14 protein-coding genes are annotated in these 16,063 nt (G+C 70.0%); 8 read left to right on the top strand and 6 right to left on the bottom strand.

Annotated elements, in window-relative coordinates; translation table 11 throughout:
- Positions 1-51: 51 nt before the first annotated feature.
- Positions 52-3,258, bottom strand: a complete 3,207-nt coding sequence (locus ON29_RS14550) for an acetyl-CoA carboxylase family protein (RefSeq protein ID WP_245548957.1) — start codon at positions 3,256-3,258, stop codon at positions 52-54.
- Between ON29_RS14550 and ON29_RS14545 the strand changes: the two genes are divergently transcribed.
- A complete protein-coding gene (locus ON29_RS14545; RefSeq protein WP_157172780.1) occupies positions 3,258-3,902 on the top strand; it encodes a TetR/AcrR family transcriptional regulator in 645 nt (214 codons plus the stop codon). The two genes, ON29_RS14550 and ON29_RS14545, sit on opposite strands and share 1 nt — an antisense overlap.
- Before the next feature lie 7 nt (positions 3,903-3,909).
- On the opposite strand, the gene ON29_RS14540 is transcribed toward ON29_RS14545, so the two are convergent.
- Positions 3,910-5,418, bottom strand: a complete 1,509-nt coding sequence (locus ON29_RS14540; RefSeq protein WP_040866785.1) for a flavin-containing monooxygenase — start codon at positions 5,416-5,418, stop codon at positions 3,910-3,912.
- Positions 5,419-5,672: 254 nt separating this feature from the next.
- Between ON29_RS14540 and ON29_RS14535 the strand changes: the two genes are divergently transcribed.
- The 5 genes from ON29_RS14535 (at position 5,673) to ON29_RS14515 (ending at position 10,552) form a co-directional block, all read left to right on the top strand.
- Positions 5,673-6,818, top strand: coding sequence for an LLM class flavin-dependent oxidoreductase (locus tag ON29_RS14535; RefSeq protein ID WP_040866784.1), 1,146 nt, complete (start codon positions 5,673-5,675; stop codon positions 6,816-6,818).
- A 101-nt stretch (positions 6,819-6,919) separates the two neighbouring features.
- Positions 6,920-8,341, top strand: a complete 1,422-nt coding sequence (locus tag ON29_RS14530; protein ID WP_051175198.1) for an amino acid permease — start codon at positions 6,920-6,922, stop codon at positions 8,339-8,341.
- A gap of 85 nt (positions 8,342-8,426) precedes the next feature.
- Entirely contained in the window at positions 8,427-8,588 is a 162-nt protein-coding gene (locus tag ON29_RS35815) for a hypothetical protein (protein ID WP_157172779.1), read from the top strand.
- A 271-nt stretch (positions 8,589-8,859) separates the two neighbouring features.
- On the top strand, positions 8,860-9,477 hold the full coding sequence (locus ON29_RS14520; RefSeq protein ID WP_040866782.1) for an HAD family hydrolase: 618 nt from the start codon (positions 8,860-8,862) through the stop codon (positions 9,475-9,477).
- 217 nt (positions 9,478-9,694) lie between these two features.
- Positions 9,695-10,552: a helix-turn-helix transcriptional regulator gene (locus ON29_RS14515; protein ID WP_040866781.1), complete on the top strand. Its 858-nt coding sequence runs from the start codon at positions 9,695-9,697 to the stop codon at positions 10,550-10,552.
- Here the strand turns inward: ON29_RS14515 and ON29_RS14510 are convergent.
- Entirely contained in the window at positions 10,549-12,834 is a 2,286-nt protein-coding gene (locus ON29_RS14510) for an ATP-binding cassette domain-containing protein (protein ID WP_040866895.1), read from the bottom strand. The genes ON29_RS14515 and ON29_RS14510 overlap by 4 nt on opposite strands.
- Positions 12,835-13,191: 357 nt before the next feature.
- On the opposite strand from ON29_RS14510, the gene ON29_RS35810 reads away from it, so the two are divergent.
- Positions 13,192-13,392, top strand: a complete 201-nt coding sequence (locus tag ON29_RS35810) for a hypothetical protein (protein WP_157172778.1) — start codon at positions 13,192-13,194, stop codon at positions 13,390-13,392.
- Positions 13,389-13,793: a hypothetical protein gene (locus tag ON29_RS33840; protein ID WP_157172777.1), complete on the top strand. Its 405-nt coding sequence runs from the start codon at positions 13,389-13,391 to the stop codon at positions 13,791-13,793. Before ON29_RS35810 ends, ON29_RS33840 begins: the two co-directional genes overlap by 4 nt.
- Before the next feature lie 15 nt (positions 13,794-13,808).
- Here the strand turns inward: ON29_RS33840 and ON29_RS14500 are convergent, their stop codons facing one another.
- From ON29_RS14500 to ON29_RS14490, 3 genes are read right to left on the bottom strand one after another with little or no spacing between them, the layout of a single operon-like run.
- The gene (locus ON29_RS14500; protein ID WP_040866779.1) at positions 13,809-14,693 is read right to left on the bottom strand and encodes an LLM class F420-dependent oxidoreductase; all 885 of its coding nucleotides are present in this window, start codon (positions 14,691-14,693) and stop codon (positions 13,809-13,811) included.
- Positions 14,694-14,742: 49 nt separating this feature from the next.
- Positions 14,743-14,943: a hypothetical protein gene (locus ON29_RS14495; RefSeq protein WP_040866778.1), complete on the bottom strand. Its 201-nt coding sequence runs from the start codon at positions 14,941-14,943 to the stop codon at positions 14,743-14,745.
- Positions 14,944-14,953: 10 nt separating this feature from the next.
- Complete coding sequence (locus tag ON29_RS14490; protein ID WP_040866777.1) at positions 14,954-16,030, bottom strand: NAD-dependent epimerase/dehydratase family protein; 1,077 nt, start codon at positions 16,028-16,030, stop codon at positions 14,954-14,956.
- Positions 16,031-16,063 lie beyond the last annotated feature (33 nt).

Below are 16,063 nucleotides of genomic sequence, written 5' to 3'. Positions count from 1 at the left end.
CTGTGCGTACGCAGTCCGGCGTCGGCCGCGGAGCCTCACGCCCGCCGCGCATCAACGCAGTGTGCGAACCCAGCGGCGGGTGTCGGCGGGGTCGATGACGTCGTCGACCTCGAGCACGGTGGCGGCGGTGAGTGCCTTACCGTTGGCGTAGGCGAGCTGGACCAGATTGTCGAAAGCCTCCTGACGCTGGACCGGATCATCGATCGCGGCCAGTTCCTTGGCGAACCCGAGGCGGACCGCGCCCTCGAGGCCCATGCCGCCGATCTCCCCGGTCGGCCACGCGACGACGAACCGGGGCGCACGGAACGAGCCGGCAGCCATGGCCTGAGCGCCCAGACCGTAACCCTTGCGGACGATGACGGTGCCCAGCGGCACCGAGAGCGCGGCGGAGTCGATGAACAGGCGGCTGAACTTCGTCACCGTGGCGTCCTTCTCCGCGTCCGGGCCCACCATGAAACCCGGTGTGTCGCACAAGGAGACGATCGGCAGGCCGTGGGCGTCGCACAAGCGCAGGAACATGCCGAGCTTGTCCGCGGCGGGAGCGTCGATCGCCCCGCCGTGATGGTGGCAGTTGTTGGCGATCAATCCGAAGGGCCGTCCCTCGACCCGGATCAACGCGGTGACGATCCCGACCGCCCAGTCGCGCCGCAATTCCAGCACCGACCCGACGTCCGCGACGGCTTCGATGGCGGCGCGGATGTCGAACGCGCGCAGGCGATTCTCCGGGACCACGTGCCGCGCAAGGCGCGGGTCCGGCGCGGTCCAGTCCGCGGTGTCGCCTTGGAAGTAGGCGAGATAGCGACGCGCGGTGGCGACCGCCTCGGCCTCGTCGGCGGCGACGATGTGCACGACGCCGTTGCGGCGCTGCACCTCGACCGGCCCGATGTCCTCCGGTGCGTACACGCCCAGTCCGCCGCCCTCGATCATGGCCGGACCGCCCATGCCGATGTTCGCGTCGGGGGTGGCGATCACGACGTCGCACATGCCGAGCAGGGCCGCGTTGCCCGCGAAGCAGCGCCCGGACACGATCCCGATCAGCGGCACGCGGCCGGAGAGCGCACCCATCGCGCGGAAGGTGGTGACGTCCAGGCCGGAGATGCCGGGATAGTCGGTATCGCCCGGTCTGCCGCCACCGCCCTCGGTGAAGAAGACCACCGGAAGCCGTTGCTCGCGAGCGAGTTCCAGCATGCGGTCGGTCTTGACGTGGTTGCGCATCCCCTGGGTGCCCGCCAGCACCGTGTAGTCGTAGGACAGCACCACCACGCGGGACCGATCGGGACCGAATCGCCCGGCGCCGACGGTGGCGACGCCCGCGACCAGACCGTCGGCGGGTGTGTTCGCGATCAGGTCCTCCTGGCTCCGACGCAGGCGCTGCGCGGCGACCGCGAGCGCGCCGTATTCCACGAAGCTGTCCGCGTCGACCAGGTCGGTGATGTTCTCCCGGGCGGTGCGCCGCCCGAGTCGATGGCGTTTCGCGACCGCCTCCGGGCGGGCTTCGTCGAGGCCGGCGCGGTGGCGGGCGTGGACTTCGGCGAGATCGGCGCGCACCGAATCCAGGTCTACCGCACCGTGCTCCACGACCGCGCCATCGTAGTCGGCGGCGACGAAGGTCAGCAGCGGCGCGTGCGGATCGACGACGGCGCCGAGCGCGACGATGTGGCGGCACACGCGCAAGTCCTGTTCGGCGCGCACCACGTGCTGCATCTTCATCGCTTCCAGTACCGCGACCTCGCCGCCCGCCGCGACGACGGCCCCGGGCTCCGGGAGCGCGACCACCGTGCCGCCCATCGGCGAACGCACCGCTTGCTCGTCACCGGACAGTGTCACCTCGGCCGCCGCGACCGGCTCTCCGACCGGCGCGGCGGGCAAGACGAGAGCGAAATCCTCGGCCCGCCGGACCAATTCACCGACGTGCTGCTCGAACCACGTGGTCGAGACGACGCGGCCCAGCGACAACTCCGCCAGGACCGCGCGCAGCACGGCGAGATTGGTGTCCACCCCGGTCACGACGGTCTCGGCCAGGGCGTCCGCGCACCGGCGCAGTGCGGCCGGATAGGACGGACCACTCGCGACGATCTTCGCCAGCAGAGAGTCGAAACGCGCGTCCTGCCGCATCCCGGTGAACGCGGCGGTGTCGACCCGCACCGCGCCACCGGTCGGGGGCGCGAACCGGGTCAGCGTGCCCGCGCCGGGCAGCACGTCGCCGCCCGAAGTGACGGTCTCGGCGTTCAGGCGCGCCTGCACCGCGAAGCCGCGTGCGCCATCAGGAGCGGGCAGCGCCAGCTCGGTGAGCGTGGCGCCGCGGGCCAGAGCGCATTGCACCGCGACCAGGTCGATCCCCATGACCGCTTCGGTGACGGTGTGCTCGACCTGCAATCGCGGGTTGACCTCGAGAAACCACGCCTCGTCGCCGCGCGCGAGGAACTCGACGGTGAGAACCCCGCGGCATCCGACCGATTCGGCGATCCGGACGGCCCAGCCGTGCAGCCGCTCGCGCAACGTGGCGGAGAGTTCGGGCGCAGGCGCCACCTCGAGGAGTTTCTGCTGCCTGCGCTGCACGCTGCAATCGCGATCGCCGACGGCGGCCGCGCCGCGGCCGTCGGCGACGATCTGGACTTCGATGTGGCGGGCGCCGGTGACCAGCGCCTCCGCGTAGATCCCGGAGTCGCCGAATCCGGCCAGCGCCTCCGCGCGGCAGCGTTCGATCACCTGCGGAAGGTGCGCCGCATCCCGCACGGCGCGCATACCACGGCCTCCACCACCCGCGGCGGCCTTCACCATCACGCCGTCGGGGTGTGCGGCGAGCAGGGACTCGACCGCGGCGATGTCGGCGCCGCGATCGGTCGCCGGGATCACCGGGACACCCGCGCGATCGGCCGCCGCGCGCGCCGCGGTCTTGTCGCCGAAGACCTCGAGCGCTTCGGGCGACGGACCGACGAACACGAGATCCGCCGCCGCGCACGCGCGCGCGAATTCGGCGCTCTCGCTGAGAAATCCGTACCCCGGGTGCACCAGCGCTCCCGGCCCCGCCTTCCTTGCCGCGGCGATCACCGCCGTCACGTCGAGGTAGGCGGTGGCCCCGGCGCCCGGCAACGCCACGGCGTCGTCGGCCAACCGGACATGCAGCGCGTCTTGTTCCTCGGCGGTGTGCACCGCCACGGTCCGCCAGCCCTGTTCCCTGGCGGTGCGCAGCACGCGGACCGCTACTTCTCCCCTGTTGACCACAACGACCTGCATGCCGCCCAGTCTCGTTGACATTGACGTCAACGTCAACATGCGGCACGATAACCGGCGCGACCCAGTCCACCTGGTCGGTGCGCGCAGCGCGGGAGCGTTCGCACACCCCCCGGCACCACGCCCTGCTCGACGCCGCCGCCCGGGTGTTCGCCGAGCGCGGCTACGACAACACCACGGTCGCAGCGATCACCGGAGCGGCGGGCGTCTCCCGCGCGACGATGTACGTCTACTTCGCCTCGAAAGAGGAGATCTTCCTCGCGCTGGCCGAACGGGTTCGCGACGACTTCCTCGCCGCCCAGGAGCCGGGCATCGAGGACGACGATCCTCGAATAGTGTTGCGCGCCACCATAGAATCCTTCGCCACGGCGGTCGTCACGGCCGGGCCCTTGCTGCGCCTGATCGACGAGCGCGGGGCGGTGGACCCGAAGGTGGCCACACTGGCCGAGGAGATCACCGAGCGCCCGATCCGCCGCTTCACCCGCTATCTCCAGCGTCAGCTCGAGGCGGGCCGCATCGCGCCGGTAACGGACCCGCGGGTGATCGCGGAGACCATCGGCTACACCCTCACCGCGGGCGTCCTCGCCCGCCGGACGGCCGACGAGTCCGGCCGCGCCGAGTATTGCGCCGCCATGGGTAGAGTCGCCGAGACCCTGCTGGGTCTGTAGGCGGCGCTCAGGCGCTGCGCGTGCCTTCCAGCGGACGCGCGGCGGTCGGCGTCTGCTCGGCCCGGTCGAAGGTCAGCACCCCGTCCTCGAGCGCGCCCTTGCGCAGCAGCTTGCGGTCGCGGAAATAGTTGTTGATCACCTGCCACGGACCGTTGGTGCCCTGGCGCGGCATCACCGCGTCGCCGCGCTGGATGTAGCCGGAGGTCAGCGCGCCGCCCATCACCGAATCGGCACCCCGATCGCCATCGGCGGCCACGGCCTCGACCCGGGTGAAACCATTGGCCTTCATGTGGTTGAGCACGCGGCAGAAGTACTCGGCGGCCAGGTCCGCCTTCAGCGTCCAGGACGCATTGGTGTAGCCGAGCACCATCACCGCGTTCGGCACGCCGTCGAGCATGGCGCCCTTGTAGACCACCCGGTCACGGGTGACCACCGGCTCACCGTCGACCTCCAGGCTCATGCCGCCCAGCATCTGCACGCTCAGGCCGGTGGCGCTGATCACCAGGTCGGCGGGCAGTTCCTCGCCGGAGGCCAGGCGGATGCCGGTCTCGGTGAAGGTCTCGATGCGGTCGGTCACGATGGACGCCTTACCGCTGCGCAGCACCTTGAACAGGTCGCCGTTGGGCACCACGCACAGCCGCTGGTCCCACGGGTTGTAGCTCGGGGTGAAATGCCGCATGTCGATACCCGATCCGACCTGCATCCGCACGGCGGCCAGCAGCAGCTTCTTGGCCGCCTCCGGGTTGGTGCGGGAGAGTTGGAAGCTCGCGCGCTGCAAGGCGATGTTGCGCGCCCGCCCGATCCGGTAGGCGAGCTTCTCGGGCACCTTGGCGGCTTTCATCCCCACCGCGACCGGGTCGTCGGCGGGCAGCGCGGTGATGTAGGTCGGTGAGCGCTGCAACATGGTGACGTGCGCGGCCGCGTCGCTCATAGCCGGGATCAGGGTGATCGCCGTGGCGCCGGAGCCGATCACCACGACCCGCTTGCCGGTGTAGTCGAGATCTTCGGGCCAGTGCTGCGGGTGCACGATCTGCCCGCCGAAGTTCTCCTCGCCGGGGAACGAAGGGCGGTAGCCGTTGTCGTAGTCGTAGTAGCCGGTGCAGCCGACCAGGAAGTTACTGGTGAAGACCTCGGTCTCGCCGGTCCGCTCATCGAGCGCCTCGACCGTCCAGGTGGCCGTCTCACCGGACCAGCGCGCCGTGGTCACCTTGCGCCCGAACCGGATGTGCTCGGTGACGCCGTACTCGGCGGCGGTCTCCTCGATGTACTGCCGGATGTGCGGACCGTCGGCGAGCACCTTGGTGCCGTTCCACGGACGGAAGCCGTAGCCGAAGGTGTACATGTCGGAATCGGAGCGAATGCCCGGATAACGGAACAGGTCCCACGTGCCGCCGATGGCCGTCCGGCGCTCCAGGATCGCGTAACTGCGTCCGGTCCGCTCCCTGGTGAGATGGCAGGCCATGCCGATTCCGGACAGCCCAGCGCCGATGATCAATACGTCGACATGCCGCGTCATTGAGGTACTCGTTTCGTCCGCTCCGCCTCGCACACCCGAGGGTGCGTGCTGAGGCCAGATTACGTGTTATCCGTGGTTACGTCTAGTCACGAATCGTGACACGCGCGGACACCGCGATTAAAACCGGGCTGGTTCCAAACCGTGACCCGAGCCGGGCGAGCGCCCAGCATGGATCACTGGCGCGCCCCCGGGCGCGCCACCTCGATCTGCCCGCTACCGGCTCGGCCGCGATCTCCGGAAGGAAGTTGGCTCACATGAGTCTGTCGTTCCACTGGTTCCTCCCCACCTACGGCGATTCCCGTGGACTGGTCGCGGGCGGGCACGGCACTTTCATGTCCGGTGACCGCCCTGCCGACCTGCGGTATCTGAACCAGATCGGCGCCGCCGCCGAGGCCAACGGCTTCGAGGCCGTGCTCACCCCCACCGGCGCGTGGTGCGAGGACGCCTGGCTGACCACCGCGATGATGGTCGACACCACCGAGACATTGAAATTCCTGGTGGCCTTCCGCCCCGGCCTGGTCAGCCCGACGCTCGCGGCGCAGATGGCGGCCACCTTCCAGCGGCACTCCCGGGGCAGGCTGCTGCTCAACGTGGTGACCGGCGGCGAGCCACACGAGCAGCGGGCCTACGGCGACTTCCTGGACAAGACCCAGCGCTACGCCCGCACCGGCGAATTCCTGCACGTGGTGCGGGAACTGTGGTCCTCCACCGAGCCCGTGACGTTCGACGGCGAACACATCCGGGTCCACCAGGCGTTGCTGAGCAACCGGCCCGATCCGGTGCCGCCGGTGTTCTTCGGCGGTTCCTCCGAACCGGCGGGCCCGATCGCGGCCCGTTACAGCGACGCCTATCTGACCTGGGGCGAGCCGCTGCCCGCGGTGCGCAGGAAGCTGGAGTGGATCCGCGGTCTGGCGGTGGATCACGGACGCGTCCTGGACTACGGCCTGCGCGTCCACGTGATCAGCCGCGACACCTCCGAGCAGGCGTGGGCCGAGGCCGACCGGCTGCTGGCAGGCATCGACCCCGCCGACATCGAGCGGGTGCAGGCCAATCTGGCGCGCAGCGAATCCGAGGGTCAGCGGCGCATGTCGCAACTGCACGGCGGCAGCACCGAGCGGCTGGAGATCGCGCCCAACCTCTGGGCGGGAGTCGGCCTGGTCCGCGGCGGTGCGGGCACCGCCCTGGTCGGTTCACACGCCGAAGTGGCCGATCGGCTGGCCGAATACGCGCGGCTCGGCATCAACCACTTCATCCTCTCCGGCTACCCCCACCTGGAGGAGGCGTACTGGTTCGGCGAAGGCGTGCTCCCGATCCTGGAACGCGAGGGCTTGTGGCGGCATCCGCACCGCACCGCCCGCGTCGCCGTCGCCACGCCCTTCGCCGCCTCCTCCGGCAGCTGAGCGCAACACCCCAGTTATTCCCAGGCGGGACCGCGCGGCGAGAATGGGTTATCGGTTCGGCACACCGGCCGTGACCGACGGACCGTTCTCGTAAGGGAGTCATGACCACCGCATCCGCCCGGCGATGGCGCCGCCGACTGCCCGACACCACGACCGAGGCGGGCGCTCCCACGCTCGCGCGCAGGCTCGGCCGACTCGATCTCACCGCCATGGGCGTCGGCACCATCGTCGGCGCGGGCATCTTCGTCATCACCGGCGTCGCCGCCGCGGAGAAGGCCGGCCCCGCCATCGTGCTGTCGTTCGTGTTGGCCGGAGCGGTGTGCGCACTGGTGGCGCTGTGCTACAGCGAACTCGCGGCGATGGTGCCGGTCTCCGGCAGCGCGTACACCTACACCTACGCGACCCTCGGCGAAGCACCGGCGTTCCTGGTCGGCTGGAACCTGCTATTGGAGTTCGTCATCGCGGGCGCCGCGGTGGCGATCGGCTGGTCCGGGACCACGGTCTCCGCGCTGGACTCCCTGTTCGGCATCACCATCCCGCACGCACTCGTCGCGGGGCCCGCCGAAGGCGGCGTGGTGAACCTGCCCGCCATCCTGATCGTCGCCGCCGTCGTCGCGGTGCTGGTCGGCGAGGTGACGTTCACCGCGCGCATCACCAAGGCGCTGGTCGGGGTGACCATCGGCGTGCTCGTGCTGGTGGTCGCCGTCGGCGCCCCGCACGCGAGCGTGGACAACTGGACCCCGTTCGCGCCGTTCGGCGTCGGGGGCATCATCGGCGGCGCGGCGATCGCGTTCTTCGCCTTCCTCGGCTTCGACGTGGTCGCCGCGTCGGCGGAGGAGGCCCGCGACCCACGCCGCGACGTACCGTTCGCCATCATCGGCACGGTACTCATCGCCACTGTGCTCTACGCGCTGGTCAGCGCCGTGCTCACCGGTATGGTGCCGTTCGCCACGCTGAACAACGGCGCGCCGATCGCCACCGCGTTCGGCGCGGTGCGGATCGGATGGATCGGCGACGTCATCGTGATCGCCTCGATCATCGCGCTGACCAAGGGCCTGCTGCTGATCGTCTACGCGCAGGTGCGATTGATGTTCGCGATGTGCCGCGACCGGCTGCTGCCCTACCGCCTCGCGGCCACCGGGAAGCGGTCCACGCCGGTACGGCTGACGCTGCTGCTGGGCGTGCTGGGCGCGGTCATCGCGGGACTGCTGCCGATCGACATCGTGGTCGAACTGGTGAACATCGGCGCGCTGTCGGCGTTCGCGGTGGTGTGCGTGGGCGTGCTGGTGCTGCGCCGGGCGGAGCCCGAGCGCGAGCGCCCGTTCCGCACCCCGCTGGTGCCGGTGGTTCCGTTGCTCGCGCTGTTCGGCTGCGTCCTGCTCGCGACCACCCTCGAGGTGCTGACCTGGGTGCGGTTCGGCGTGTGGGTCCTGGTCGGCATCGCGGTCTACCTCGGATACGGACGCAAGCGCTCCACACTCGCCGAGCCACGCCCCGCCGCCGGCCCACAGGTTGGGGCCTGACTCCGCCCGTGCGGATGGAGGAACGGCGTCGTGCCGGGCGCTCGGATTCGATGTCGAGATCGATCCCGCACTGTTCGGGTCCACGGTGCAAAGCCTGCTCTGGCTCACCGTCGCGACCACGCTGGGCGCCGATCCGGAGGCGGCGTTGGTCGGCCCCACCACCGGCCCGCACAAGCTGCCGGTGTGCATCGTCTGCCGCGACACCGATGTCCTGTTCCGCTATACAACCGAGCGGATCGGCCCCTGAGCGGGATAGATCGCATGGAGATCAGCCCGAGCAGCGGCTACGCCGAGCTCACCACCGGCCCGCACCTGACGCAGGTTCGCGTCGGATGCCGAAATACGCGGTCGCACATCCGGTTACGTGACATCGTGTGCAACGGTGGTTCCACGTGAAGCACGGCAGCACCACCACACCGTTCGGACAGCCGCACCGCCCACAGACCCGCGCGCGGCGGAGTTGTGAATCACAACAGCCCGACCGGCACACCGCCACGGGGGCGATTAGGGTCGATCAAGTGACCTGGACCGTGGGCTTCGACCTCGACATGACGCTGATCGACTCGCGGCCCGGCGTCGCGCGGGCCATCGACCTGCTCGGCGCGGAGTTCGGCCTGCCGCTGTGCGGGACGACGTTCGCCGATCGGCTCGGCCCACCGCTGGCCACCCTGCTCGTCGAGGCGGGCGCGCCGGAGGAACTCGTCCCAGCGCTGGTGACCCGCTACCGGGCGCTGTATCCGACGCTCGTGTCGACCATCCCCCCGATGCCCGGCGCGCAGTCCGCGCTGGCCGCCGTCGAGGCCCGCAACGGCCGGGTACTCGTGGTCACCGGCAAGCATGCCCCGCTGGCACAGCTGCACATCGCCGAACTGGGTTGGCGCATCGACCATCTCGCGGGCGATCTCTGGTCGGCGGGTAAGGCGGCGACATTGCGCGAGCAGGGCGCGGATCTCTTCGTCGGCGACCACGTCGGCGACATGAACGGCGCGCGCGCCGCGGATGTCTTCGCGGTCGGCGTCAGCACCGGACCGTGCTCGGCCGACGAACTGCGGGCGGCGGGCGCGGATGTGGTCCTCACCGACCTCACCGAGTTCCCCGCCTGGCTCGCGACGGAGTTCGGCGCTGTCACCGCCTAGCGGGGCGTCAACCCCTCCGGCGGCGCCCGCAGCCGTGCCGAACGGCCGACGATGCGCGCGCAGCCGACCTCCCTCGCTGTTCTCCCTGGGCACCGAGCGCGGAAATCCGGTAGCGCCCCACTACGGCAGGCAACCGCGGCACCGGTCCACCAGGGCTGCCACCTCCCGGGAGCAGCGGTCCTACCCCGGCGACCACCGACTGCGGCATGATCGACATGTGGATCGAACCGAACTGGCCGCGTTGCTCAGGCAGGCGCGCGACCAAGTGTGTCCGGGCGATGTCGGATTGCCCGCGGGCGCCCGTAGGCAGGTGCGGGGGTTGCGCCGCGAGGAGGTCGCCCAGCTCGCCGGCGTCAGCGTGGACTATGTGGTGCGCTTGGAACAAGGGCGCGGTCCCCGTCCGTCCACCGCCGTGCTGGCCGCGCTCGCCCGCGCACTGCGGCTCAACGACGAGGACCGCACACTGCTGTTCCAGTTCGCGGGCGCGGCGCCTCCGCAGGAGGGCCGCATCGACATGGTGGTGCGGCCGAGCGTCTTGCGCCTGCTGGACCGGATGGCGGATCTGCCCGCACTGGTGCTGTCGGCCAAAGCCGACGTGCTGGCCTGGAATCCGATGGCGACCGCGCTGCTCGGTGATTTCTCCGCATGGCCGCCCGCCCAGCGCAACATCATCTGGCAGCGCTTTCTCGGCACCGAGCCGGGACGGGTCGCGATGACGCCCGCAGAGGCCGAGAACGCGGCGTCGTTCTCCGTCGCCAGCCTGCGCAGCGCCCGCGCCCGCTATCCCGACGATCCCGGCCTCCTGCGCTTGGTCTCCGAACTGCGTTCCCGCAGTCCACGCTTCGAGCAACTGTGGACCGCACGGCGATCCGGGCAGTGGCGCAGCGCGACCAAGACGATCGAACACCCGGATCTCGGCGCGCTGCGGCTGGACTGCGACACCTTGATGGTCCCGGACACCGACCAGGCGGTCGTGGTCTACTCGGCGGCGGCCGGCAGCCGGGAGGCCTCGGCGCTGGAACTGTTGCGGGTGACCGGGACTCAGCAGTTCACGGTGCCGAAGCCCGCAGGCTAGCTACCCGCCTTGTAGCGGCGCAGGTATTCGCCGGTGAGCGAGGACGGATGCGCGAGCAACTCGGCGGGCGTCCCGGTGAAGACGATCTCGCCGCCGTTCTTGCCGCCATCCGGGCCGAGATCGACCACCCAGTCCGCGTGGGCGACCACGTCGAGATTGTGCTCGATCACCACGACGGTATTGCCGCGCTCGACCAGACCGTCCATCAGCGCGAGCAGCGTGTCCACATCGGACATGTGCAGCCCGGTGGTGGGTTCGTCGAGCACGTAGACGCTGCCGGTGTTCTGCAACTGGGTCGCCAATTTGATCCGCTGCCGCTCTCCGCCGGAGAGCGTGCTCATCGCCTGCCCCAGGCTGAGATAGTCCAGGCCCACCTCGTTCATGGTGCGCAGCTTGGTGTGCAGCGCCTTCTCGGCGAAGAATCCGAGCGCCTCCTCGGCCGACATCTCCAGCACGTCGGCGATGGATTTGCCGCGCAGCGTGAGGGCGAGCACGTCATCGGAGAAGCGCCGTCCGTCGCAGGCATCGCAGTGGGTGGTCACGGGGTCCATGTAGGCGATCTCGGTGATGATCACGCCGCGGCCCTCGCACTGCTCGCACGCGCCCGCCGAATTGAAGCTGAACAGGCCCGCGGACTCCCCCGTCGCCTTGGCGAACAGCTTGCGAATGGGGTCCATCAACCCGAGGTAGGTCGCGGGCGTGGACCGGGACGACGCCGCGATGGGCGACTGGTCCACGAAGATCGCCTCGGGGTACTCCTTGACGAACACGTCCCGGATGAGGCTGCTCTTGCCCGAGCCCGCGACGCCGGTGACGCAGGTCAAGACGCCGGTCGGGATCCCGACCGTCACGTTCTTGAGATTGTGCACCGCCGCACGCTCGATGAGCAGCTCACCGCTGCCCGTGCGGAAGGAGTCCTTCACCCGGAAGGGCCTGCGCAGACCGGCGCCGGTCGGGGTGTCGGCGGTCCGCAGGTCGGCGAAACTGCCCTGGAACACCACTTGCCCGCCGTGCACGCCCGCGCGCGGCCCGACATCGACGACATGGTCGGCGATCTGGATGACATCCGGATCGTGTTCCACCACGATCACCGTGTTCCCCTTGTCCCGCAGCGCTCTCAGCAGGTCGTTCAACCGGCCCACGTCCCGTGGATGCAGCCCGACGCTGGGTTCGTCGAAGATGTAGGTCAGTCCGATCAGCGTGCTGGACAGATGCTTGATCATCTTCAGCCGCTGCCCTTCGCCGCCGGAGAGGGTCGAGGTCGGCCGGTCCAGACTCAGATAGCCCAGCCCGATGTCGGCCACCCGCCGCAGCCCGGTGCGGACGGCGCGGGCCAGGCCGACGGCGGCCGGATCGGTGATCTCGTCGAGCACCTCGATCAGATCGGTGACCTGCAAGCGCGCCCAGTCCGCGATGGTGCGCCCGTTGATCTTCGTGGCCAGGGCCGCCTGGTTCAGCCGGGCGCCCGCGCAGGTCGGACAGACGCCCTCGGTGAGGAATTGCCGCATCTGCTCGCGGGTCTTCTCGCTCAGCGTGGAGGTGTCGCGCTGCAACCGGGTCCGGGTGAATTTCGTGGCCAGACCCTCGTAATTCGCCTTCCAGGTGCCTTTGCTGAAGGTCAGCTCGACCTTGCCGCCGGTGCCGTAGAGCAGGTCGTGGAGTTCTTCGCCGGTGTAGTCGGTCAGCTTCTTGTCCGGGTCGAAGCGGCCGGACTTGCCATAGAGTTGCCAATCTCCGCTGCCCACGCCGTACCCCGGCAGCAGTATCGCGCCTTCGTTCAGCGACTTCGTCCGGTCGAGCAGCCGATCGGGGTCGGCGCGCACGGTGACCCCGAGACCGTCGCAGTCCGGGCACATGCCCTGCGGCACATTGAAGGAGTAGTTGTAGACGAATCCGGCCGAGGGCGAACCGAATCGGGCGAACATGGCCCGCACCATCGAGAAGATGTCGGTCATGGTGCCGACCGTGGATCGCGGGCCACCGCCCACCGGCTGCTGATCGATGATCACCGGCGCGGTGAGATTCTCGATGGCCTCGGCGTGCGGGCGTTCGTAGCGGGGCAGGAAATTGAGGATGAACGCGGGGAACGTGGCGTAGAGCTGGCGCTGCGATTCAACGGCGATGGTGTCGAAGACGATCGAGGATTTGCCCGAGCCGGAGACGCCGGTGAAGACGGTGATCTTGTTCTTGGGGATCTCGAGCGACACGTCGCGCAGATTGTGCTCACTGGCTCCGAGGACCCGGATGGCGTCGAGCGTTGCGGTGGATTCGGCGAAAGGCATACCGCACACCATGCCACTCCGCACTGACAAAATGCCCCGGTAAATGTGATCTAAATCACAATAATTGCCGGTGGTGCGGCCGCGTCCGCCCTCCGAAAGGTGGCGTTGCGCAATGACTTTTACGACCCACCGGCGGCACCCTGCGCCCGGGCGCGAATTTCCCGCATCGGGGGGCCGACGGGCGCAGCGTGCGCATTCGTGAATCCACTGATGTAAACGCCGAGATCCGCTCGGCCGCAGCGGATCTCCTGATCGCATCACCAATACGGCGACGGCTCGTGCGACGCCACACCCGCCGGGGCGCAAGCCCGCTCGAGCGTCCTCCCCGGAGGCGCAACGCACGGCTAGAGTCGGGGCATGCCGCCGCTTCGGGAGCACAGACCGCGAAAGGCCACCGTCACGCTGCCCGACGACATCGTCGCGCGGCCGCAACCGGGTGGCCCGGTTCCGCGAGACGTGCACGGCGGCAGGCTTTTCGCGCCGAGAGCGGCCGCCGCACCAGGGCCACCGCCGTTATCCGGCCGGGAGGTGGACGCACCTCAGGCCGGCGCGGCGTGAGGTTGCGAGCCTTCGGCGGCGTGGTCTTCGACGCCGCGGCGGTCGTCGCGTTCACCAACCGCGCCGACTATGCCCAGGCGATCGTCTGGGCGACGGTCGACGCGGGGAACACCATCGTCGTTCCGAGCACCGTGCTCGCGGCGGCGCGCACGCACATCCCGGCCGACCGGCTCGACATCCTCGCCGTGCTGGTCGGCCTGCCGCACACCGTGGTCCCGGCGTTCGACCGAACCGTGAACCCGGCCGGCGAGCCGGGCGGTGCCCGCTCTGCCGCCGACGCCATGGTCGCCGCCGGTCATGTCACCCGCGAGGCGGTCGCACGCACGTGGCCCTGCCTGACCAGCAGGCCGAGAAGACTGCGGCAGATCGACCCGCGCGTCATCGTCGACCGGCTGCCGTGAACCGCGGGCGTCGGATCAGCGCAGCAACGGGATGACGGCGGCGAACTTCTCCATGCTGTCCTCGAGGACGGTGATGTAGCTGATGCCGTAGCGGTCGCGCCGATCGCGCAGGTGGTCGGCCATCTCTTCGGGGGTGCCCATGAGCAGGATCGGGTGCTCCTCCGGGGAGTCGGCGACGTCCGGCGGCAGCGCCGGACCGAAGACCTCCAGGACGCTCGCGCGTTCCTGCGGCGGGACCACCCGCTGCACCAGGATGTTGAACTCGACCTTGTCCAGCCGCGCACCGAGCAGTTCCCGCACGTAGGCGACGCGCTCCTCGATCTCGGCGAGCCCGGCCATCTGCAGCGGTCCGCCGTTGCGCGCGGCCGCGGCCCCGGTGAAGGCGATGATGTCGGCGTGCCGCGCGGCGACGGCGAGCAACCGATCACCCCATCCGCCGATGAGCACGGGCGGACCCGACGGTTGGGCGGGCTGCGGCTGATACTCCGGGTCGGAGAACAGGCGGCGCAACGTGATCACCGTCTGCTCCAGGTGCTCGACGCGCTTGCTCCCGCTTTCGAACGGGATGCCCGCGGCCTCGAATTCCGCCTGCACGTAGCCGGCGCCGAGCCCGAGTTCGACGCGCCCGTCGGTGAACTGATCGGCGCCTGCCACGTCGCGAGCCAGCAGCACCGGATTGTAGAACGCGGTGTTGAGCACGAAGGTGTTCACCCGCACCCGTTCGGTCGCCTCGGCGGCCAGGATCATCGCGGGGAACGGCGCCGGCAGGCCGAGATGATCGGCGACGCCGACCACGTCGAAGCCGAGTTCTTCTGCCCGGCGGCACTTTTCGATCCAATTCGACCGGCCCTCGGGGACCACCATGTTGACACCGAACCGGAAGGGGCGCTGCGCAGTCACGTGTTGTGTCTAGCGAATCACGCCGGAAGCCCGGACGCCGGGGGCCGGTTCAGCACTGGGCCAGCGTGCCCGCCACCACCGCGACGCCGAGCAGGGCGAGGAGGGTGGCGGCCACCGGCAACGGGCGGCGCCACGCCCGCCGGACCGAGCCGGGGATGCCGCGCCCGGCCGAGTCCCCACGCGGGGACCGGCGGGCGAACCAGCGGCGCGTCATCGCGACCGTGGTGATGATCAATGTCGCGATCACCATGGCCGCCCCCTCAGACGCGCGCGGCGCGCGGCGCGGCGGCCTGAACGGCGGACCTGCGCCGCGGCGCCGCGACGATCCCCCGCTGTAGCAGGCTTTCCGCGGTGTCCACCACGGATTCCCGCACCGGACGCATGGTCCAGCCGAGTTCGCGCCCGGCTTTGTCGGCGCTGAGCGCCTCGGTGCGCCCCAGGCTCGGCAGTGTCAGCCGGACGCCCTTGTCGAACAGCGCGACACCACGCACTACCCAGTTCGGCAGCCGTCTGGTCGGCACCCGGAATCCACGCGGCCCGTATTCCTCGGCGAGGATGCGCGCCATATCCTCCATCCACAGGTGCTCGCCCGCGCAGATGTAGCGGTTGCCCGCGGCCGCCGGGGTCTCCAGCGCGAGCCGGTGCGCCGCGGCGAGATCACGCACGTCCACCGGCGCCCAGCCGACCCGCGGCGTGCCGGGTACGTCTCCGGCCAGCAACCGCCGCACGGGCTCGTGCGAGGTGCTCGTCGCCGCCGACAGCAACGGTCCGAGCACCATGCCCGGATTGACGACGACCAGCTCGAATCGCTCGGCGGCCGGGAGTTGCGCGACGAAATCCCAGGCCGCCCGCTCGGCGAGCGTCTTGCTCTTCTGATAGGCCGGGCTGCGCTCGACCACCGTCCAATCGGCCTCGGTGCGCAGGGCGTCGTCGGTGTGACCGTAGGCGACCGCAGCGATCGAGGAGGTGAGCACCACGCGGCGGACGGTGCCCGCGGCGGCGCAGGCGCGCAGCACCCGCAGAGTTCCTTCGACCGCGGTGTCGACGAGTTCGCGCTCGTCGTCGGGTGGCGTGGCGGGGAACGGAGAGGCGACGTGCAAGACGCCGACGCTGCCCGCCACAGCGGCCACCCAGCCCGCGTCGCCGTTCAGATCGGCTTGCGCGAACTCCAGTTCACCGCCGGTGCGGCGGGCCAGCTCTACCAGGTGTGCTCGTTTGCCGGCGCCGGCGAGGTCGCGGATCGTCGCGCGCACGGCGTAATCGTGTTCCAGCAACTCGGCGATGACGTGGCCTGCGACGAATCCTGTTGCGCCGGTGACTGTTATCCGTTTGCTCATGTGCTCATCCCTCTCCTCGGGTGCCTACCGCGG

The sequence above is a fragment of the Nocardia exalbida NBRC 100660 genome (assembly GCF_000308575.1).
In the GTDB taxonomy this organism is placed as follows: Bacteria; Actinomycetota; Actinomycetes; order Mycobacteriales; family Mycobacteriaceae; genus Nocardia; species Nocardia exalbida.
This window is presented reverse-complemented; position numbering and strand designations above follow the sequence as displayed.

Coding starts and splice junctions, on each gene's coding strand:
- ON29_RS14550 (WP_245548957.1), bottom strand. CDS start 3,258: ATGTCAACGAGACTGGGCGGCATGCAGGTCGTTGTGGTCAACAGGGGA.
- ON29_RS14530 (WP_051175198.1), top strand. CDS start 6,920: ATGACCACCGCATCCGCCCGGCGATGGCGCCGCCGACTGCCCGACACC.
- ON29_RS14490 (WP_040866777.1), bottom strand. CDS start 16,030: ATGAGCAAACGGATAACAGTCACCGGCGCAACAGGATTCGTCGCAGGC.
- ON29_RS14495 (WP_040866778.1), bottom strand. CDS start 14,943: ATGGTGATCGCGACATTGATCATCACCACGGTCGCGATGACGCGCCGC.
- ON29_RS14540 (WP_040866785.1), bottom strand. CDS start 5,418: ATGACGCGGCATGTCGACGTATTGATCATCGGCGCTGGGCTGTCCGGA.
- ON29_RS35810 (WP_157172778.1), top strand. CDS start 13,192: ATGCCGCCGCTTCGGGAGCACAGACCGCGAAAGGCCACCGTCACGCTG.
- ON29_RS14510 (WP_040866895.1), bottom strand. CDS start 12,834: ATGCCTTTCGCCGAATCCACCGCAACGCTCGACGCCATCCGGGTCCTC.
- ON29_RS14535 (WP_040866784.1), top strand. CDS start 5,673: ATGAGTCTGTCGTTCCACTGGTTCCTCCCCACCTACGGCGATTCCCGT.